This window comes from Cobetia sp. BMC6 (assembly GCF_029991385.1).
In the GTDB taxonomy this organism is placed as follows: domain Bacteria; phylum Pseudomonadota; class Gammaproteobacteria; order Pseudomonadales; family Halomonadaceae; genus Cobetia.
Genome location: NZ_JAKUMF010000001.1, coordinates 607,010 through 623,414 on the forward strand (window position 1 = coordinate 607,010; position 16,405 = coordinate 623,414).

The window sequence follows — 16,405 nt, forward strand, 5'->3', positions numbered from 1 at the left end:
GGCAGCTTGCCCGTCACCGCTTGCTGGTTTGATTGAGGAATTCGCGTGGCCACTGACAACAGTTCATCACTGCACGACACACCCACTCCGCCCACCAGCCTGTGGCGGTCCCTGGAAGGGCGCGTGCGCACCATCATGCCGGGCCTTCTGATCTGCATCATCATCGCGCTGGCGACCACCTTCATCGCCGATCACTACGGTGGCCCGACGCTGCTCTATGCGCTGCTGTTCGGCATGTCACTGCACTTTCTTTCCGAGGAGGGCCCGTGCAAGGCGGGCATCGAGTTCGCCTCCAAGACGGTACTGCGCCTCGGCGTAGCCCTGCTGGGGGTGCGCATCACGCTGGAGCAGGTCGCGAGTCTCGGCCTCGGCCCGGTGATCACGGTGGTGCTCGGGGTGGTGGCGACCATCCTGTTCGGCGCGCTGCTGGCCCGCGTGATGGGGCTGGACCGCGACATGGGGCTGCTGACCGGTGGCTCGGTAGCGATCTGTGGCGCCTCGGCGGCACTGGCACTGTCGGCGGTGATGCCGCGCAACGCCACCAGTGAGCGGCACACCATCATGACCGTGGTCGGGGTGACCACACTCTCGACCGTGGCGATGATCACCTATCCGCTGATCGTCAGACTGCTGGGGCTGGATGATGCCGAGGCCGGCATCTTCCTCGGTGGTACCATCCACGATGTGGCGCAGGTGGTGGGGGCGGGCTACATCATCTCCGAGCACACCGGGGATGTCTCGACCTTCGTCAAGCTGCTGCGGGTGGCGATGCTGGTGCCGGCGGTGATGGTCTTCATGCTGCTGTTCCGCAGTGCGCGCCAGGCCAATGGCGATGAAGGCGGCAAGGTGCCGATGTTCCCCACCTTCCTGATCGCCTTCGTGGCACTGGTGCTGATCAACAGCCTCGGCTGGGTGCCGAGCGTTGCCGTGGAAGGCTTCACCGACCTGTCGCGCTGGTGTCTGGTGGCGGCGATTGCCGCGCTGGGCGTCAAGACGTCGTTCCAGAAGCTGGCGGTGGTCGGTTGGAAGCCGGTGATCCTGATGGTGGTGGAAACGCTTTTCCTGCTGGTGCTGGTGACACTGTGCATCAAGTTCGGGCTGGCCAGCATCTGACCGACTCCCGGGTGTGCTCAAGCGCGAAGAGCCCCGCCGTGACTGGCGGGGCTTTTCGGTTGAGGGCAGACAGGTTCAGGTTCCGGCGGACATTCAGGTCAGGCGGGCTCATGCAGTCAGCCAATCACGGCGATAAGATCGCTCAATTGCTTCCTGGCTCACGAGTCGTATGATCTGCGCTTACCGGTACGCGTCTGACGGTTGACCGTCACGTGGCGCGCCGCATCCCCATTTCTCTGGAGTCCGATCATGTCTGAATCCCTCGTGCTGGCCTGTCCGCAATGTCTCGCTCTCAATCGTGTGGCCACCGCGCGTCTGGATGACAACCCCAGCTGCGGCAAGTGCAGCGCCGCCGTACTGCCCAAGGAGCCGCTGGAACTGACCAGCGACAACTTCGAGGCCCTGGTGGTGCGCAGTGAAATGCCGGTGGTCATCGACTTCTGGGCCAGCTGGTGTGGCCCGTGCAAGATGATGGGGCCGATCTTCAATGAAGTCGCGGCGCAGATGGGTACACGTGTGCGCTTTGCCAAGATCGACACCGAAGCCCAGCAGGCGCTGGCCGGTCGTTTCGGCATCCGCAGCATTCCAACGCTGCTGGTGATGAAGCAGGGCAAGGAGCTGGCGCGCGAATCCGGCGTGATGCAGGCCGGTCAGCTCAAGCAGTGGCTGGCCCCGCACGCAGTGTGACCCCGGCCCGCGCGAGAGAAGTCCGCAGTTGAGCGTTCAGGGAAACCCGATTGCCGTCTGTGAACTGACAACGCCTGACGCGACTTTGCGTCAGGCGTTGTCATATCAGTCGGCGTTGTCGTATCAGTCGGCCTTTTGGTCTCAGTCGGAATAGACCATCTTGCGTGTCATGCCGCCATCGACGACATGATTCTGGCCGGTGATGAAGCCAGCCTTTTCCGAGATCAAAAAGGCCACCAACGCGGCGATGTCATCGACATGGCCGACGCGCCCGACGGGGTGCTGGGCATGGTCTTGGTCACTCAGCGACTCGGCTTCGCCGCTTTTCTGCAGGGCGCTGACGTCTATCCAGCCCGGGCTGATGGCATTGACGCGAATCTCCGGCCCCAGGCTCATCGCCATGGCATGGGTGAGGGCGACGATACCGCCCTTGCTGGCGGCGTAGGCTTCGCTGTGCGGTTCGGACTGCAGGGCGCGGCTGGAGGCCAGATTGACGATGCTGCCGCCAGTCTCGCGCAGATGACGCGCCGCATGCTTGGCGGTCAGGAAGCTGCTGGTCAAACTGGTATCGAGTACCTGATGCCAGCGCTCGAGTGACAGCTCCTCAAGCTTGCCCTGGAAGGGGTCGGCGATCGCGGCATTGTTGATCACCGCGTCCAGCCGCCCGAAGGCCTCGCAGGTAGCCGCGAGGCTGGCGGCCACGGATTTCTCGTCACGTACATCCAGCGTGAAGACGCGCAGGCGCTCGCCGATGTCCTCTGTGGGCTGCTCACCAGACGGCGCTCCCGTGCGTTCTGCAAGATCCTCCGACGGCGCTGCGGGCTCTTCTGCGAGCCCGCTCGCCTGTCGTTTCTTCATCTCCCGATATTGCTGGCCTGCCTCGGCATCGATATCCGCCACGGCCACGCGCCAGCCGTGGGCGAGCAGGTAGTCGCTGATGCCGCGGCCGATGCCTTGAGCACCGCCGGTGATATAGGCCACCTTGGCTGTCTTCATGTCATTCTCCTGATGAGGTGCCGGCAGGGCGATGTGACGAAGCGCTCCATTCACGTCTCGTCGATGGCGCGGTGTGTCCCTGCGGGCAATGATATAGGTGCGGCTGGCGCGCGAGACAAGGGCGGTGCCCGCAGACACCGCACGCGGCGACCATGCCTCAGCATGACAGGCCTCAGAGTCGTGATGGGACTGACGGGTGGCGCGGCGCCTCACGGCCTGCGTTGAAGACTGATCCTGATGGCTGATTCTATTGGTCAGGGAGTTATCGCCTCGCGTGGCAGCTGTCAGACTGTGCATGAGTCCACGTCAGGCGTCAGGTGCGTCTGGGTGACCACGAGAGATCGCCATTCGACGTGAGGGGCGAGGAACTCGACTGCCGGGCCGTGCCCGAGTCCCCTCAAACCGCAAGCGAGTGAATGAGCGAGCGGGTAGCCCCCGATGAAGTATCAGTCGCGCGAGGAATGAAGATGAACAAGGGGATGCAACACTGGCTGGCGATGGTGGCCGTGGCGGTGATGCTGATGGCCGGGGCGGGGTGCGATGGCGTCAATGGCCCACGCCCTACCAGCGTGGCGACGCTGCTGGAACACTCCGAGGCCTGGCAGGGCGAGCAGGTAGCCGTGCAGGGCAGGGTGCGCAGCGAAGACGTGCCCAACCGCTACTGGCTGGAAGGCGAAGGTCAGCAGCGCCTGGAACTGCTGCCACCGGAGCGCATCGGCGCCTATATCGGGCGCGAGGTCCAGGTGAGTGGCCGCTTTGAATTCGAGGTCGGCGGCCAGCGCCGCATACGCCTGTCCAAGGTCACGCCGCTCGACAAGTCGTCGCCTGAGGAGTGAGTGAGCACTTGCTGGGGTGGTGGGCTAGAGCGGACTGAAGCGGACTGGAGCGGGCCAGCCCGGGCTGAACAAGGTGCCTCGGCAAGCCGGAAATGACGGACTGGAAACGATAGTCCGAAAACGGCAGTCTGCAAACGACGATGCCCCGTCGCGCACATGGCGCAGGCGGGGCATCGTCGTGTCAGGCAAGCAGTCCGATCAGGCTTTCTTGACGAAGATCGACTTGAGCTTCATCGGGCCGACGCCATCGATCTTGCAGTCGATATCGTGATCGCCATCCACCAGGCGGATGTTCTTGACCTTGGTGCCGACCTTGACGACGGAGGAAGTGCCCTTGATCTTCAGGTCCTTGATGACGGTGACGGTATCGCCATCGACCAGCTCGTTGCCGTTGGCATCGCGGAATACCGGGCCGGCTTCCTCGACGGCGGCTTCCTTGGACCACTCATGGGCACATTCAGGGCAGACGTACTGCATGCCGTCGTCGTAGGTGTATTCGGAATTGCAGGCCGGGCAGTTCGGGAGGGCGCTCATCACGGTGTCCTGAAAGCTGTCTCGTGCTTCACCCGATCAGAAGGCGGGCGAAGATTCAGGCAGAGACATGGTGTTGGAAGGCGCGCATCGGGCTCAAGCGGTGCGCGAACGGCGGCAAGCCTACACCGATTCCATGACAGCGACCATCCAGTGCGGCTCTTGGTCGCAATCGGTGCGCGCCATTGTGGCCTCGCTTGGCAGCGCCTCAATCCATTCGCCCTCAGCCACTGGTCATCAGTCACTGGCCATCAGCGCCTGGCCGACGCGTGAGCCATTCGGCCGCCCAAGCGTGCGGCTGATCCAGTCGCCGGTGCGGGCCAGTGCTGCCAGGTCCACCCCCGTCTCGATGCCCATGCCCTCAAGCAGATAGAGCACATCTTCACTGGCGACATTGCCCGAGGCGCCCTTGGCGTAGGGGCAGCCGCCCAGGCCCGCCACCGAACTGTCGATCACCGCGATGCCTTCCTCCAGCACGGCGTAGAGATTGGCGAGCGCCTGGCCGTAGGTGTCATGGAAGTGCGCGGCGAGCTGTGAGATCGGCACCTCGCGACTGACCTGCTCCAGCATGTGCTTGGCCTTGAGCGGCGTGCCGACGCCGATGGTGTCACCCAGCGACACCTCGTAGCAGCCCATGGCCTTGAGCTCGCGAGCGACGGCGGCCACTTCGGCGGGGGGTATCTCACCTTCATAGGGGCAGCCGAGCACGCAGGAGACATAGCCGCGCACACGCACACCGGCCTTGAGGGCGTGTTCCATCACCGGCGAAAAGCGTTCAAGCGACTCGGCGATCGAGCAGTTGATGTTGCGCTGCGAGAAGGACTCGCTGGCCGAGCCGAACACGGCCACCTCGCGCACACCACACTCAAGCGCCGCCTCAAGCCCCTTCATGTTGGGCGTGAGAACGGAGTAAGTGGTCGCTGACTTGGCAGTTGTTGACTTGGCGTGGCCGTCGCGCAGCGCCAGCATGATCTCGCGGTGATCAGCCATCTGCGGCACCCACCTGGGCGAGACGAAGCTGGCGGCCTCGACATGCGCAAGGCCGCTGTCGCTCAGACGCCGGATCAACTCAAGCTTGGTGGCAGTCGAGACGGGCACGGACTCGTTCTGCAGCCCGTCGCGCGCGCCGACTTCGACGATGCGTACCTTGCGGGGAGAGTGCATGCTGACTTACTCCTTGTCCGTCGCGGCTTGTTCGGCCGTGAACTCGAGCAGCACATCGCCCTGGACCACGCTGTCACCGGCCGAGAAGTGGAACTGGGCAACCTCGCCATCAGCGGGGGCATTGAGGGTGTGCTCCATCTTCATCGCCTCCATCACCATCAAGGGCGTGCCCTGCGGGACATGGCTGCCCGGTGCGACCAGCTGCGTGACCACGGTGCCATTCATCGGCGCATTCAGGGTCGCCTGGGTCTCGTGGCGCGCGTGGTCCACGGCGTCGGCGCGCCGCCACAGCAGGCGTGATTCCCCCTGTGGAGCGCTGCCGGACTGGCTTTGCTGCGCAGACGACAACATCAGCACTTCACCGCCGCAGGTCGGCGCGTGGCTTGCCTGGAAGCGACGGCGATGGCCATCCAGCGTCACGGCGATGGCATTGCCTTCAAGGCGAGTGAGCCGACCGATATGGCGTGTGGTCAGTCTTTCATCTCCGTAGTGAGTGGTCACTTCCAGTTGCCAGTCGCCGCGCGAATCGCTCACCGATGACGTATTTGAGGTGTGCGTGTTCGCCATGGAGGCATGCGTTACGGGGCGGCGTGCGAGGATATGCGCCACCTTGTCGCTGCGCTCATCGGCATCGGCGTCAGCGGGTAGACACAGCGCCAGGCGCACCTGGTGTGGCAGGCCATTGCGCCAGCCATCACGGCGCTCCCACGGGCTGGCGCAGGGCTGGCGTGAATGTGATGTGCGGATCGAATGTGATGCGTGATTGGCTTGCTCATCCAGGCGTGAGAGCGCCAGCAAGGCGCTGGCCGCCAGGCTTGTGTGGTCCAGCGTCGCGCTGGGGAACAGGCTGTCGTGATGGCGCTCGATGAAGCGGGTATCCAGCTCGGCGGCGCGGAAGTCAGGATGCCCCGCCAGGCGGGACAGGAAGGCGCGGTTGGTGGTGACGCCACGCACCTCCAGCGCTGCCAGCGCGCGCAGCAGTATCTCGAGCGCCTGTTCGCGAGTCGGTCCGTAGCTGATCAGCTTGGCCAGCATCGGGTCGTAATGCATCGAGATTTCATCGCCCTCGGCGACGCCGCTGTCCAGACGTACCTGCCGGGCGGTCAGTCCGCCCCCTGCCAGATCCAGCCGGAAGCGTTCCAGCACACCGGTGGCGGGCAGGAAGTCGTTGTCCGGGTCTTCGGCGTAGAGCCGCGCCTCGAAACTGTGACCGGTCAACGTCAGCTCATCCTGCTGACGCGGCAGGCGTTCACCCCGCGCGATGCGCAGTTGCCATTCGACGAGGTCTTCGCCGGTGATCATCTCGGTCACCGGGTGCTCGACCTGCAGGCGCGTGTTCATTTCCATGAAGTAGAAGGCACCGTGGCTTTCGCTGCCCGGTTGCGGGGCATCGAGCAGAAACTCGATGGTGCCGGCGCCGACATAGCCGATCTCGCGCGCTGCCCGCACGGCGGCCTCGCCCATCTCACGGCGCAGCGAGGGCGTCAGGCCCGGCGCGGGGGCCTCTTCCAGCACCTTCTGGTGGCGACGCTGGACACTGCAATCGCGCTCGAACAGATAGACACCGCTGCCGTAGCTGTCGCAGAACACCTGGACTTCGACATGGCGCGGCTGGGTCAGGTATTTCTCGATCAGCATGCGCTCATCGCCGAAGGCGGCGCGGGATTCACGACGACAGCTGGCCAGCGCCGCCGCGAATTCCTGCGCACTCTCGACCACGCGCATGCCCTTGCCGCCACCGCCGGCGCAGGCCTTGATCAGTACCGGATAGCCCATGCGGTCCGCTTCGGCCTGCAGCAGCTCATCCTGCTGGTCCTCACCGTGGTAGCCGGGCACCAGCGGCACATTGGCCGCCTGCATGCGCATCTTGGCGGCTGACTTGTCGCCCATGTCGGCGATCGCGCTCTGGGGCGGGCCGACGAAGATGATGCCGGCTTCGGCCAGCGCGCTGACGAAGGCGGCGTTCTCGGACAGGAAGCCATAGCCGGGGTGCACGGCATCGGCGCCGCTTTTACGCGCGGCAGCGATCACCTTGTCGATGTCCAGATAGCTTTCGCGGGCGCTGGCGGGCCCGAGACGCACTGCCTCGTCGGCCTCGCGCACATGCAGGGCGTCGGCGTCGGCATCGGAGTAGACCGCCACTGTCTGGATACCCATCGCGCGAGCGGTGCGCATCACGCGCACGGCGATCTCACCCCGGTTGGCGACCAGCAGCTTGCGGATCTCGCCGCAACCGGCGGGGAGGGTCTGGTCTGTCTCGCGGTTGGCGTTCATGGCAAGCGTCCTGTGGCGAAGGTGGCAAGGGGAATTCAGGAAGAGAAAAGCTCTTATGAAAAAATCCGGCAGGCATGGCCGAGGTGGATGGCCGAGAGTGATGACCAGCGCCGAGAGAATCGACACGCCGTCAGCGGCTTCAGGCCTCTGGTGCTCATGAGGATTTCGACGTCTGGGGTGTCTGAGTCTCGGTCGGCACCCAGGGCGCCGGCGTGCCGGCGAAGAAGGCGGCCAGACCGGCCTGGCCCTGTTCGCTGACGCGCAGCTGGCTGATCACCTCGCAGCAGCGTTCACGGGTCGCGGCACTGTCAGGTGCCTGAGCCACCTCGCTGAGCAGCGCCTTGGTGGCGCGACTGGCGGCAGGTGAGGTGGCCAGCAGGGTCTGCACCATCTCCGCGACACGCGCCTCCAGCAGCTCATCGGGGCAGACCTCGTGGACCAGGCCGATACGCTGCGCGGTGGCACTGTCGATCACCTCGGCGCTGAGGGCATAACGGCGCATCTGGCGTGAGCCGATGGCGCGCTGCACGTACGGGCTGATGGCCGCCGGCGCCAGCCCGATGCGCACTTCGGAAAGACAGAAGCGCGCACGCTCTGCAGCAATCACGATGTCGCAGCAGGCAGCCAGACCGACGGCTCCGCCGAAGGTGGCGCCCTGGACACGACATACGCTGGGGCAGGGCAGCTCATCGAGCAGCTGCATCAGTCGCGCAAGCTCGCGTGAGTCGGCGAGGTTATCTTCCAGCGAATACTCGACCATGCGCTGCATCCACTTGAGGTCGGCGCCAGCCGAGAAGCTCTTGCCCTCGGAGGCCAGTACCACCACACGCACCTCGTCGCGGCTCGCCCTGGCGTGCAGGCTCTCCAGGTGCTGATTCAGCTCTGCGATCAGCAGATCATCGAAGGCGTTGTGCACCTCGGGGCGCAGCAGAGTGAGGCGGGCGACGCCGTGTTGATCTATCTCGAGTCGACTCGATTGGCGAGGCTCTGTCATCGTGCTTTCTTCCATTCTGTTAGCTTCAAGATGACTAATGGCATTCAGTGAGGGCTACAAGGATTGCCACGGTGTTTGCCTGGTTACATGCGAAGCACACCGAAGCGACTGTCCTCGATCTCGGCATTCATGGCCGCGGCCAGTGACAGCCCCAGGATGTCGCGGGTCTGCAGCGGGTCGATCACGCCGTCATCCCACAGGCGCGCACTGGCGTAGGTCGGATGGCCCTGACGCTCATACTGCTCGCGTACCGGCGCCTTGAAGGCCTCCTCTTCCTCGGCGGGCCACTCGCGCCCCTCGCGGGCATGCTGGTCGCGCTTGACCTGTGCCAGCACGTTGGCAGCCTGTTCGCCGCCCATCACCGAGATGCGTGAGTTGGGCCACATGAACAGCAGATTGGGGTCATAGGCGCGCCCGCACATGCCGTAGTTGCCCGCGCCGAAACTGCCGCCGATCAGTACCGTGAACTTGGGCACCCTGGCGCAGGCTACCGCCGCCACCAGCTTGGCGCCGTGCTTGGCGATGCCTTCGTGCTCGTAGCGCGAGCCGACCATGAAGCCGGTGATGTTCTGCAGAAAGATCAGCGGAATCCGGCGCTGGATGCACAACTCGATGAAGTGCGCGCCCTTGAGGGCGCTTTCCGAGAACAGCACGCCATTGTTGGCGAGAATGCCGACCGGATGGCCATGCAGATGCGCGAAGCCGGTGACCAGCGTCTCGCCGTACTCGCGCTTGAATTCGTCGAAGTCCGAGTCATCCACCAGGCGGCCGATCACTTCGCGCACGTCGTAGGGTTTCTTGAGATCGGTGCCGACGATGCCGTAGAGCTCCTGCGGGTCCAGGCGTGGCGGACGCGATTCACGCAGCGCGAGCTGGCCCTTGCGTTGCCAGTTGAGGCGCGACACGGCGCGGCGAGCCAGCTGCAGGGCATGGGCGTCATTGTCGGCCAGGTGGTCGGCCACGCCGCTGATCTTGCAGTGCACCTCGGCCCCGCCCAGCGCCTCGGCGCTGATGTCCTCACCGGTGGCGGCCTTCACCAGCGGTGGCCCCGCCAGGAAGATGGTGCCTTGCTCGCGCACGATGATGGATTCGTCCGCCATCGCCGGCACGTAGGCACCGCCTGCGGTACACGAGCCCATCACCACGGCGATCTGCGGGATGCCCTCGGCGGACAGCGTGGCCTGGTTGTAGAAGATGCGGCCGAAGTGATCGCGGTCCGGGAAGACCTCGTCCTGGTGGGGAAGATGCGCGCCGCCGGAATCGACCAGGTAGAGACAGGGCAGGCGATGCTTGCGGGCGATTTCCTGGGCGCGCAGATGCTTCTTGGCCGTCATCGGGAAGTAGGTGCCGCCCTTGACGGTGGCGTCGTTGGCGACGATGACGCACTCCACACCGCTGACGCGGCCGATGCCGGTAACCAGGCCCGCACCGGGGACGGGACTGTCGTAGACGTCGTGGGCCGCCAGCGCAGAGAGTTCGAGGAAGGGCGAGCCTTCATCGATCAGGTGGTCGATGCGTTCGCGCACGAACAGCTTGCCGCGCGACTCGTGACGCTCGCGCGCCTTGTCACCGCCACCGGCCGCGACGGTCTCCAGCAGCTGGTGCAGGCGATCGACCTCGGCCTGCATCGCCGCTTCATTGGCGCGGAACTGGTCACTGCGCGGATTGATCAGGGAGGTCAGTATGGCCATCGAGCAAGCTCCAGTGGCGTAGGAATACGAAAAGAGTAGGGGATGACGAGAGGTATCAGGCGCTCTCGTTGAACAGCTCACGCCCGATCAGCATACGGCGAATCTCGCTGGTGCCGGCGCCGATCTCGTAAAGCTTGGCGTCGCGCAGCAGGCGTCCGGTGGCGTACTCGTTGATGTAGCCATTGCCGCCGAGCAGCTGGATGGCATCCAACGCCATCTGGGTGGCCTTCTCGGCGCAGTAGAGAATCACGCCCGCGGCGTCCTTGCGTGAGGTCTGGCCACGATCACAGGCGTTGGCGACCGCATACAGATAGGCGCGACAGGCATTGAGGGTGGTGTACATGTCGGCGACCTTGCCTTGCACCAGCTGGAATTCACCGATGGCCTGGCCGAACTGACGACGCTCATGCAGGTAGGGCACCACGATGTCCATGCAGGCCTGCATGATGCCGATGGGGCCGGCGGCCAGTACGGTGCGCTCGAAATCGAGCCCGCGCATCAGCACCTTGACGCCGCTATTGACCTCACCCAGCACGTTCTCGACCGGCACCTGACAATCCTGGAAGACCAGTTCGCAGGTGTTGGAGCCGCGCATGCCGAGCTTGTCGAGCTTCTGGGCGGTGGAGAAACCGGGGAAGTCACGCTCGATGATGAAAGCGGTGATGCCCTTGGAACCGGCGTCCGGGTCGGTCTTCGCGTAGACCACCAGGGTGTGGGCATCCGGGCCGTTGGTGATCCACATCTTGTTGCCGTTGAGCACGTAGTGATCGCCTCGCAGCTCGGCCTTGAGCTGCATCGAGACCACGTCAGAGCCGGCGCCGGGTTCTGACATCGCCAGCGCGCCGACATGCTCGCCGCTCATCAGCTTCGGCAGGTAGCGTGCCTTCTGCTCGGCGGTGCCGTTGAGCTTGATCTGATTCACGCACAGGTTGGAATGCGCGCCGTAGGAGAGTGCCACCGAGGCGCTGGCACGCGAGATCTCCTCCATCGCGATGCAGTGCGCCAGGTAGCCCATGCCGCTGCCGCCGTCCTCGTCGGGCACGGTAATGCCGAGCAGGCCCATTTCGCCGAACTTCTGCCACAGGTCATCGGGGAAGGCATTGCTGGCATCGATCTCGGCGGCGCGCGGGGCGATCTCGTCGCGGGCAAAGGCGTTGACCTGCTCACGCAGCAGGGTGTGTGTCTCGTCGAGTCCGAAATCCAGCGGTGAATAGAGGCTGTGCATGATCTGGCATCCTGTAGATCGGTGAGGCGCGATGAGCAAGGCCCGCCACGGGCCGCCTTGGCGTGTGATGGGATTACTCTAGGTCAAAGTTGACGTTAACGTAAAGGTCATTATGCAGCGCTTTGACCAAGGTCGCAGGACCTGTGACAGAAGGCCTGGAGGGGGCTCGAGGGGGAGCGCCAGGTCGAGTAGCTCAGTTGAATGACGTCAGGGGAGAGAAAGTCAGTTCAGGAAACGAAATTGCTCCGGCATCGCCGGGGTGACTTGATAAGCTGAGACGCTGTAGTCACTGTTGATTGAGGAAGTCGTGAGGGCGTCAGTGGGGAGCATTACCGTCACCTGCCTGGTGTCACCGGCACTCTTTGGTGTGCAAGTGCGCCGACTCGCCAGCGCTTTCCGCCATTTCAGACTCATGCTCACCTGCCTAGAAGGACCTACTCGATGAGTGATGACACCGCCCCGGCAGTCCGCTTCAGCGGCCTGCACAAGGGCTTTGCCGGTCAGCGCCTGTTTGAAGGCATTGATCTTGAACTGCCGCGTGATCGCATCACCGCCCTGGTCGGTGCCAGCGGCTGTGGCAAATCGACCCTGCTGCAGCTGATCAACGGCCTGATCCGCCCGGATGAAGGCGAGGTGAAGGTATTCGGCGCCGCCGTCGATTACGCCAACCTGCCAGCCATGCGTCGCCGCATCGGCTATGCCGTTCAGCAGATCGGCCTCTTTCCCCATCTCAGCGTGCGCGACAACGTTGCCATTCTCGCTGACCGCGAAGGTTGGAGCGCCGAACGCGTCAAGGCACGCATCGCGCGCCTGTTCCAGATGATGGACCTCGACATGGCGCTGCTGGCACGCTATCCCCACGAGATTTCCGGCGGTCAGGCCCAGCGCGTCGGGCTGTGTCGCGCCATGATGCTGGAGCCACCGTTGCTGCTGCTCGATGAGGCCTTCTCGGCCGTCGATCCGATCACGCGCATCGAGGTGCATGCCCAGTTCCAACGCATGCAGCAGGAGGAGCCGCGCAGCGTGGTGATGGTCACCCACGACATGAACGAGGCGCTGAGCCTGGCTGATCACATGGTGGTGATGGCACCCGGCGTGGTGCTGCAGGCCGCCAGCCCCGACACCATCACCACGGCGCCAGCGGATGAGCGCGTGGCCCGACTGCTGGAGGCACGCGCATGAAGACGCTGATGACGACTTCCGCCCTGCAACGCCCGCGCCGCGGGCTATCCGGCGCGCTGATGGTCGCCGGTCTGGCGCTTGCGAGTCTGGCCGCTCTGGCAAGCAGTCCGGTTGTGAGCGCAGAAGAGGAAGCCGCGGCATGGCCCGAGGACAAGCCGATCGTGGTCGGCTCCAAGGCTGACCGTGAAGGCCATCTGCTGGGCGAGATCTTCGCACAGGTGCTGGAGGACGCCGGCTTCACGGTCGAGCGCCGTCTGGGGCTGGGGCAGACCATCATCACCTATCAGGGGCTGGCGGAAGGCGAGCTGGATGTCTATCCCGAGTACACCGGCACCCTGGCCCACGCCATTCTCAATCTGGATGATGTGCCTCCGCTCGAGACGCTCGATGAGCTGAGTCGCGAGCGGGGCCTGCGCGTGCTCGAGCCGCTGGGCTTCAACAATACCTACGCCGTCAGCATGCGCCGCGATCAGGCCGAGTCGTTGGGCATCAGTACCATCGGCGATATGGCCGATCACCCGGATCTGTCCGTCGCGATGTCGCATGAGTTCATCAAGCGGCCGGATGGCTGGCCGGGACTGGCGGCGGAATACGGGCTTTCCCAGGTGCCGCGTGGCATCGAGCACGGCATCGCCTATCAGGCGCTGCGCGAGAGCAAGATCGATGCCACCGATGCCTATTCCACCGAGGGCGACATCAAGCGCTTCGACTTCGTGCTGCTCGAGGACGACAAGGGGTACTTCCCTGAGTATCTGGCGGTGCCCTTCGTGAATGCCGCCTTGCCGGAAGATGCCGTCGCGGCGCTCAACCAGCTGGCGGGAAGCCTCGATGAAGACAGCATGCAGGCGCTCAATGCCCGCGTCTCCACCGATGAGCAGAGCTTCGCCCAGGTCGCCAGTCGCTTCATTCAGGAGCAGGGCATCACCACCGAGCAGCGGGAAGTCAGCGGCGCCAAGTGGGACAAGCTGGGCACCAATCTGATCGAGCACCTGCAGTTGACGCTGTCCGCGCTGCTGCTGGCGTGTCTGGTCGGCCTGCCGTTGTCCTTGCTTGTCTATCGCAATCCGAAGGTCTCGCGGGTGGTGCTCTATGTCACCGGCCTGCTGCAGACCATCCCCTCCATCGCGCTGCTGGCACTGATGATTCCGCTGTTCGGCATCGGCGTGGTGCCGGCGGTGATCGCGCTGTTCGTCTACTCATTGCTGCCGATCATCCGCGCGGCGATCACCGCGCTGCTGACGGTGGACCCGCTGCTGGTCAAGGTGGCACGTGGCATGGGACTGACGCGTCGTGAGCAACTGCGTCATGTCATCCTGCCGTTGGCGACGCCCAACCTGCTCACCGGCATCAAGACAGCCGCCATCATCAACATCGGTACCGCGACGCTGGCAGCCTTCATTGGTGCCGGTGGTCTGGGCGAACCGATCGTCACCGGGCTCTCGCTCAATGACTATGATCTGGTGCTCTACGGGGCGATTCCTGCGGCATTGCTGGCCATCTGTGCCGAGCTGCTGTTCGAGCTGTTCGAGCGTCTGGTGATACCTGCCCACATGCGCGGGCTGAAGGCTCGCTGAGCCGGGAAAAAGCGGCGCGGTACATTACACGACAATCATGTCGCAACTCTTGTACAAGGCGTGCAGAAAAAAAGGAAGGCTGCTGTGAAGGTTTAACGTTGGTCGTCGATCAGCGTAATGTGGAGGGGAAAGTATGGGCTTGCAGACAGGGCTTGCAGACAGGACTTGCTGACAGGGTTTGCAAACAGAGCTTGCAGACAGCGCCGGGCAGTCCTGGACGGCTCGAACGTGCAGCAGCCTCTACCCCCCTTTGAAGGAGAGATTCATGCGTATCAAAAATCTGTTTCCGATTGCACTGGTCGCGGCGACTCTGGCCCTGAGTGGTTGTGGTCTGTTCGATCATGGCCACGGCCATGGTGGACACGGCGGTGGTGGCAAAGGTCACGCGATGATCGACACCCCGGCCAGCGCACCGGCGGATCATCTGTCCTGATCTAGCCTCGCCTGTCGGTTGACGAAAAAGCCGCCCCTTTCTGCCTCATGGCAAGGAAGGGGCGGCTTTCTTGTTTCGTGTTCGTGTTCGTGTCCATGTGCCTATCTGAGCTGAGCTGTGTGGGGCTGGGCTGTGTGTGAGGACGGTGCTTTCCGTCGCGATGTTTCCGTCGCGATGCTTTGAGTAGCGGTGCTCTGTGAGCGGCGTGCGGCGAGTGGCAGGCGCCAGGCAGGCGGCATAAAAAAGGCCTCCCTATGGGAGGCCTGCAAGCACGTCACCGTATGTCTGCCGTGACGCTCGGTGCCCTTGGGCAAGGGACGACCGATAGAGGTGCCGACAGCTGCGGTTCCCGGGTCCGGAAGCGCTACCAGCTGCCATCCATGGCATTGTGTCACCTGATCAGCCGTTCATGGCCTGGGGGAGATAGAGCACGATCTCCGGGAAGACGTGCATCAGCACGATGGAGAAGATCATCAGCAGGAAGAACGGCAGCGTCGCCTTGGTGATGGTGATGATGTCCTTGCCGGTCAGGCTCTGGATCACGAACAGGTTGAAGCCTACCGGCGGGGTGATCTGCGACATCTCGACCACGATGATCAGGTAGATACCGAACCAGATCAGGTCGAAACCGGCGGCTTCGATGACCGGCATGATGATGGAGGTCACCAGCAGGATCAGCGAGATGCCGTCGAGGAAGCAGCCCAGAACCAGCAGGAACAGTGTCAGCACCACCAGAAGCATGGTCGGGGACAGCCCCAGGGTGGCGATGCCTTCGGCCAGCTGCATCGGAATCTGGGTGAAGCTCATCGCGGAGGACAGGAAGGAGGCACCGGCGATGATGAAGGCGATCATGCACGAGGTGCGCAGCGCCGCGAACAGCGATGCCTTGAAGGTGGCGGCCGTCATGTGGCCGTTGAGGCGAGCGATGATCAGCGACAGTACCACGCCGACCGCGGCCGCTTCGGTGGGTGACGCCAGACCACCGTAGATGCTGCCGAGAATGCCGCCGATCAGGGCCAGCAGCGGAATCAGCTGGGCGCTGTTGCGCAGCTTGGCCATGAAGCCCATGTGCGGCTCGTCATGGCCGGCACGGCCCTGCGGCTCACCGACGACCTTTGACCAGATCGCCAGGTAGCCCATGAACAGGGCCAGCAGCAGCATGCCCGGCAGGACACCGGCGATGAACAGACGCGAGATGGACTGCTCGGTGACCACGCCATAGACGATCATCATGATCGACGGCGGAATCAGCAGACCGAGGGTCGAGGCGCTGGCGAGGGTACCGATGGCCAGGTTGCTGTCGTAGCCGCGGCGCTCAAGTTCCGGCAGCGTCATCTTGCCGACGGTGGCGCAGGTAGCGGCGGAGGAGCCGCACACGGCGGCGAACAGACCGCTGCCGATGATGTTGGAGTGCAGCAGACGGCCGGGCAGGCGATTGAGCCACGGCGCCAGGGCGCGGAACATGTTGTCGGCCAGTCCCGAGCGGAACAGGATCTCGCCCATCCACACGAACATCGGCAGGGCGGTCAGGTCCCAGCCGTAGCTGGCACCCCAGAAATCGGAGGCCAGGATCGGGCCGGTCTCGAAGGTGGAGAAGAAGGTCAGCACGATCCAGCCGGTGCCGATCAGCGAGAAGGCGACCCACACGCCGCTGCCGAGCAGCAAGGCGAGGGCCAGCAGAGTGACGAGGATGAGTGTCAGCATG

The 16,405-nt window shown here is 64.1% G+C and carries 14 protein-coding genes; 6 read left to right on the forward strand and 8 right to left on the reverse strand.

Annotated features, from left to right (window positions below; all coding sequences use genetic code 11):
* Window positions 1-45 precede the first annotated feature (45 nt).
* Both MKZ40_RS02615 and trxC read left to right on the forward strand, forming a co-directional pair.
* Window positions 46-1,113, forward strand: coding sequence for a YeiH family protein (locus tag MKZ40_RS02615; protein ID WP_282627777.1), 1,068 nt, complete (start codon window positions 46-48; stop codon window positions 1,111-1,113).
* Window positions 1,114-1,362: 249 nt separating this feature from the next.
* Window positions 1,363-1,800, forward strand: a complete 438-nt coding sequence (gene trxC, locus MKZ40_RS02620) for a thioredoxin TrxC (RefSeq protein ID WP_043331344.1) — start codon at window positions 1,363-1,365, stop codon at window positions 1,798-1,800.
* Between the two features lie 141 nt (window positions 1,801-1,941).
* On the opposite strand, the gene MKZ40_RS02625 is transcribed toward trxC, so the two are convergent.
* Window positions 1,942-2,796 (reverse strand): SDR family oxidoreductase, encoded by an 855-nt coding sequence (locus tag MKZ40_RS02625; protein WP_175088583.1) that lies wholly within the window; start codon window positions 2,794-2,796, stop codon window positions 1,942-1,944.
* A gap of 467 nt (window positions 2,797-3,263) precedes the next feature.
* Between MKZ40_RS02625 and MKZ40_RS02630 the strand changes: the two genes are divergently transcribed.
* Window positions 3,264-3,632 carry a hypothetical protein gene (locus MKZ40_RS02630; protein WP_175088584.1) on the forward strand — a complete coding sequence of 123 codons (369 nt, stop codon included), beginning with the start codon at window positions 3,264-3,266 and terminating at the stop codon, window positions 3,630-3,632.
* 198 nt (window positions 3,633-3,830) lie between these two features.
* Here the strand turns inward: MKZ40_RS02630 and MKZ40_RS02635 are convergent, their stop codons facing one another.
* The 6 genes from MKZ40_RS02635 to MKZ40_RS02660 all read right to left on the reverse strand — a co-directional run bounded on the left by MKZ40_RS02635 (window position 3,831) and on the right by MKZ40_RS02660 (window position 11,511).
* Window positions 3,831-4,166 (reverse strand): zinc ribbon domain-containing protein YjdM, encoded by a 336-nt coding sequence (locus MKZ40_RS02635; RefSeq protein WP_175088585.1) that lies wholly within the window; start codon window positions 4,164-4,166, stop codon window positions 3,831-3,833.
* Between the two features lie 234 nt (window positions 4,167-4,400).
* Entirely contained in the window at window positions 4,401-5,327 is a 927-nt protein-coding gene (locus MKZ40_RS02640) for a hydroxymethylglutaryl-CoA lyase (protein ID WP_175088586.1), read from the reverse strand.
* A 6-nt stretch (window positions 5,328-5,333) separates the two neighbouring features.
* Complete coding sequence (locus tag MKZ40_RS02645) at window positions 5,334-7,601, reverse strand: acetyl/propionyl/methylcrotonyl-CoA carboxylase subunit alpha (RefSeq protein ID WP_175088587.1); 2,268 nt, start codon at window positions 7,599-7,601, stop codon at window positions 5,334-5,336.
* A 154-nt stretch (window positions 7,602-7,755) separates the two neighbouring features.
* Window positions 7,756-8,595, reverse strand: coding sequence for an enoyl-CoA hydratase-related protein (locus tag MKZ40_RS02650; RefSeq protein ID WP_175088588.1), 840 nt, complete (start codon window positions 8,593-8,595; stop codon window positions 7,756-7,758).
* An 83-nt stretch (window positions 8,596-8,678) separates the two neighbouring features.
* Window positions 8,679-10,286: a carboxyl transferase domain-containing protein gene (locus tag MKZ40_RS02655; RefSeq protein ID WP_175088589.1), complete on the reverse strand. Its 1,608-nt coding sequence runs from the start codon at window positions 10,284-10,286 to the stop codon at window positions 8,679-8,681.
* 55 nt (window positions 10,287-10,341) lie between these two features.
* Window positions 10,342-11,511, reverse strand: coding sequence for an isovaleryl-CoA dehydrogenase (locus tag MKZ40_RS02660; protein WP_175088590.1), 1,170 nt, complete (start codon window positions 11,509-11,511; stop codon window positions 10,342-10,344).
* 441 nt (window positions 11,512-11,952) lie between these two features.
* Here MKZ40_RS02660 and MKZ40_RS02665 point away from each other — a divergent pair, with 441 nt between their 5' ends.
* From MKZ40_RS02665 to MKZ40_RS02675, 3 genes are all read left to right on the forward strand, one after another.
* Window positions 11,953-12,693, forward strand: a complete 741-nt coding sequence (locus MKZ40_RS02665) for an ATP-binding cassette domain-containing protein (protein WP_175088591.1) — start codon at window positions 11,953-11,955, stop codon at window positions 12,691-12,693.
* Complete coding sequence (locus tag MKZ40_RS02670) at window positions 12,690-14,267, forward strand: glycine betaine ABC transporter substrate-binding protein (protein ID WP_217485791.1); 1,578 nt, start codon at window positions 12,690-12,692, stop codon at window positions 14,265-14,267. Before MKZ40_RS02665 ends, MKZ40_RS02670 begins: the two co-directional genes overlap by 4 nt.
* Window positions 14,268-14,532: 265 nt before the next feature.
* The gene (locus MKZ40_RS02675) at window positions 14,533-14,700 is read left to right on the forward strand and encodes a hypothetical protein (RefSeq protein WP_175088592.1); all 168 of its coding nucleotides are present in this window, start codon (window positions 14,533-14,535) and stop codon (window positions 14,698-14,700) included.
* Between the two features lie 399 nt (window positions 14,701-15,099).
* On the opposite strand, the gene MKZ40_RS02680 is transcribed toward MKZ40_RS02675, so the two are convergent.
* Window positions 15,100-16,404: a TRAP transporter large permease subunit gene (locus MKZ40_RS02680; protein ID WP_175088593.1), complete on the reverse strand. Its 1,305-nt coding sequence runs from the start codon at window positions 16,402-16,404 to the stop codon at window positions 15,100-15,102.
* Window position 16,405: the final 1 nt, after the last annotated feature.

Excerpts from the sequence above, each read along its gene's own strand:
- trxC (WP_043331344.1), top strand. The coding sequence starts at position 1,363 with ATGTCTGAATCCCTCGTGCTGGCCTGTCCGCAATGTCTCGCTCTCAAT.
- MKZ40_RS02625 (WP_175088583.1), bottom strand. The coding sequence starts at position 2,796 with ATGAAGACAGCCAAGGTGGCCTATATCACCGGCGGTGCTCAAGGCATC.
- MKZ40_RS02630 (WP_175088584.1), top strand. The coding sequence starts at position 3,264 with ATGAACAAGGGGATGCAACACTGGCTGGCGATGGTGGCCGTGGCGGTG.
- MKZ40_RS02635 (WP_175088585.1), bottom strand. The coding sequence starts at position 4,166 with ATGAGCGCCCTCCCGAACTGCCCGGCCTGCAATTCCGAATACACCTAC.
- MKZ40_RS02640 (WP_175088586.1), bottom strand. The coding sequence starts at position 5,327 with ATGCACTCTCCCCGCAAGGTACGCATCGTCGAAGTCGGCGCGCGCGAC.
- MKZ40_RS02645 (WP_175088587.1), bottom strand. The coding sequence starts at position 7,601 with ATGAACGCCAACCGCGAGACAGACCAGACCCTCCCCGCCGGTTGCGGC.
- MKZ40_RS02650 (WP_175088588.1), bottom strand. The coding sequence starts at position 8,595 with ATGACAGAGCCTCGCCAATCGAGTCGACTCGAGATAGATCAACACGGC.
- MKZ40_RS02655 (WP_175088589.1), bottom strand. The coding sequence starts at position 10,286 with ATGGCCATACTGACCTCCCTGATCAATCCGCGCAGTGACCAGTTCCGC.
- MKZ40_RS02660 (WP_175088590.1), bottom strand. The coding sequence starts at position 11,511 with ATGCACAGCCTCTATTCACCGCTGGATTTCGGACTCGACGAGACACAC.
- MKZ40_RS02665 (WP_175088591.1), top strand. The coding sequence starts at position 11,953 with ATGAGTGATGACACCGCCCCGGCAGTCCGCTTCAGCGGCCTGCACAAG.
- MKZ40_RS02670 (WP_217485791.1), top strand. The coding sequence starts at position 12,690 with ATGAAGACGCTGATGACGACTTCCGCCCTGCAACGCCCGCGCCGCGGG.
- MKZ40_RS02675 (WP_175088592.1), top strand. The coding sequence starts at position 14,533 with ATGCGTATCAAAAATCTGTTTCCGATTGCACTGGTCGCGGCGACTCTG.
- MKZ40_RS02680 (WP_175088593.1), bottom strand. The coding sequence starts at position 16,404 with ATGCTGACACTCATCCTCGTCACTCTGCTGGCCCTCGCCTTGCTGCTC.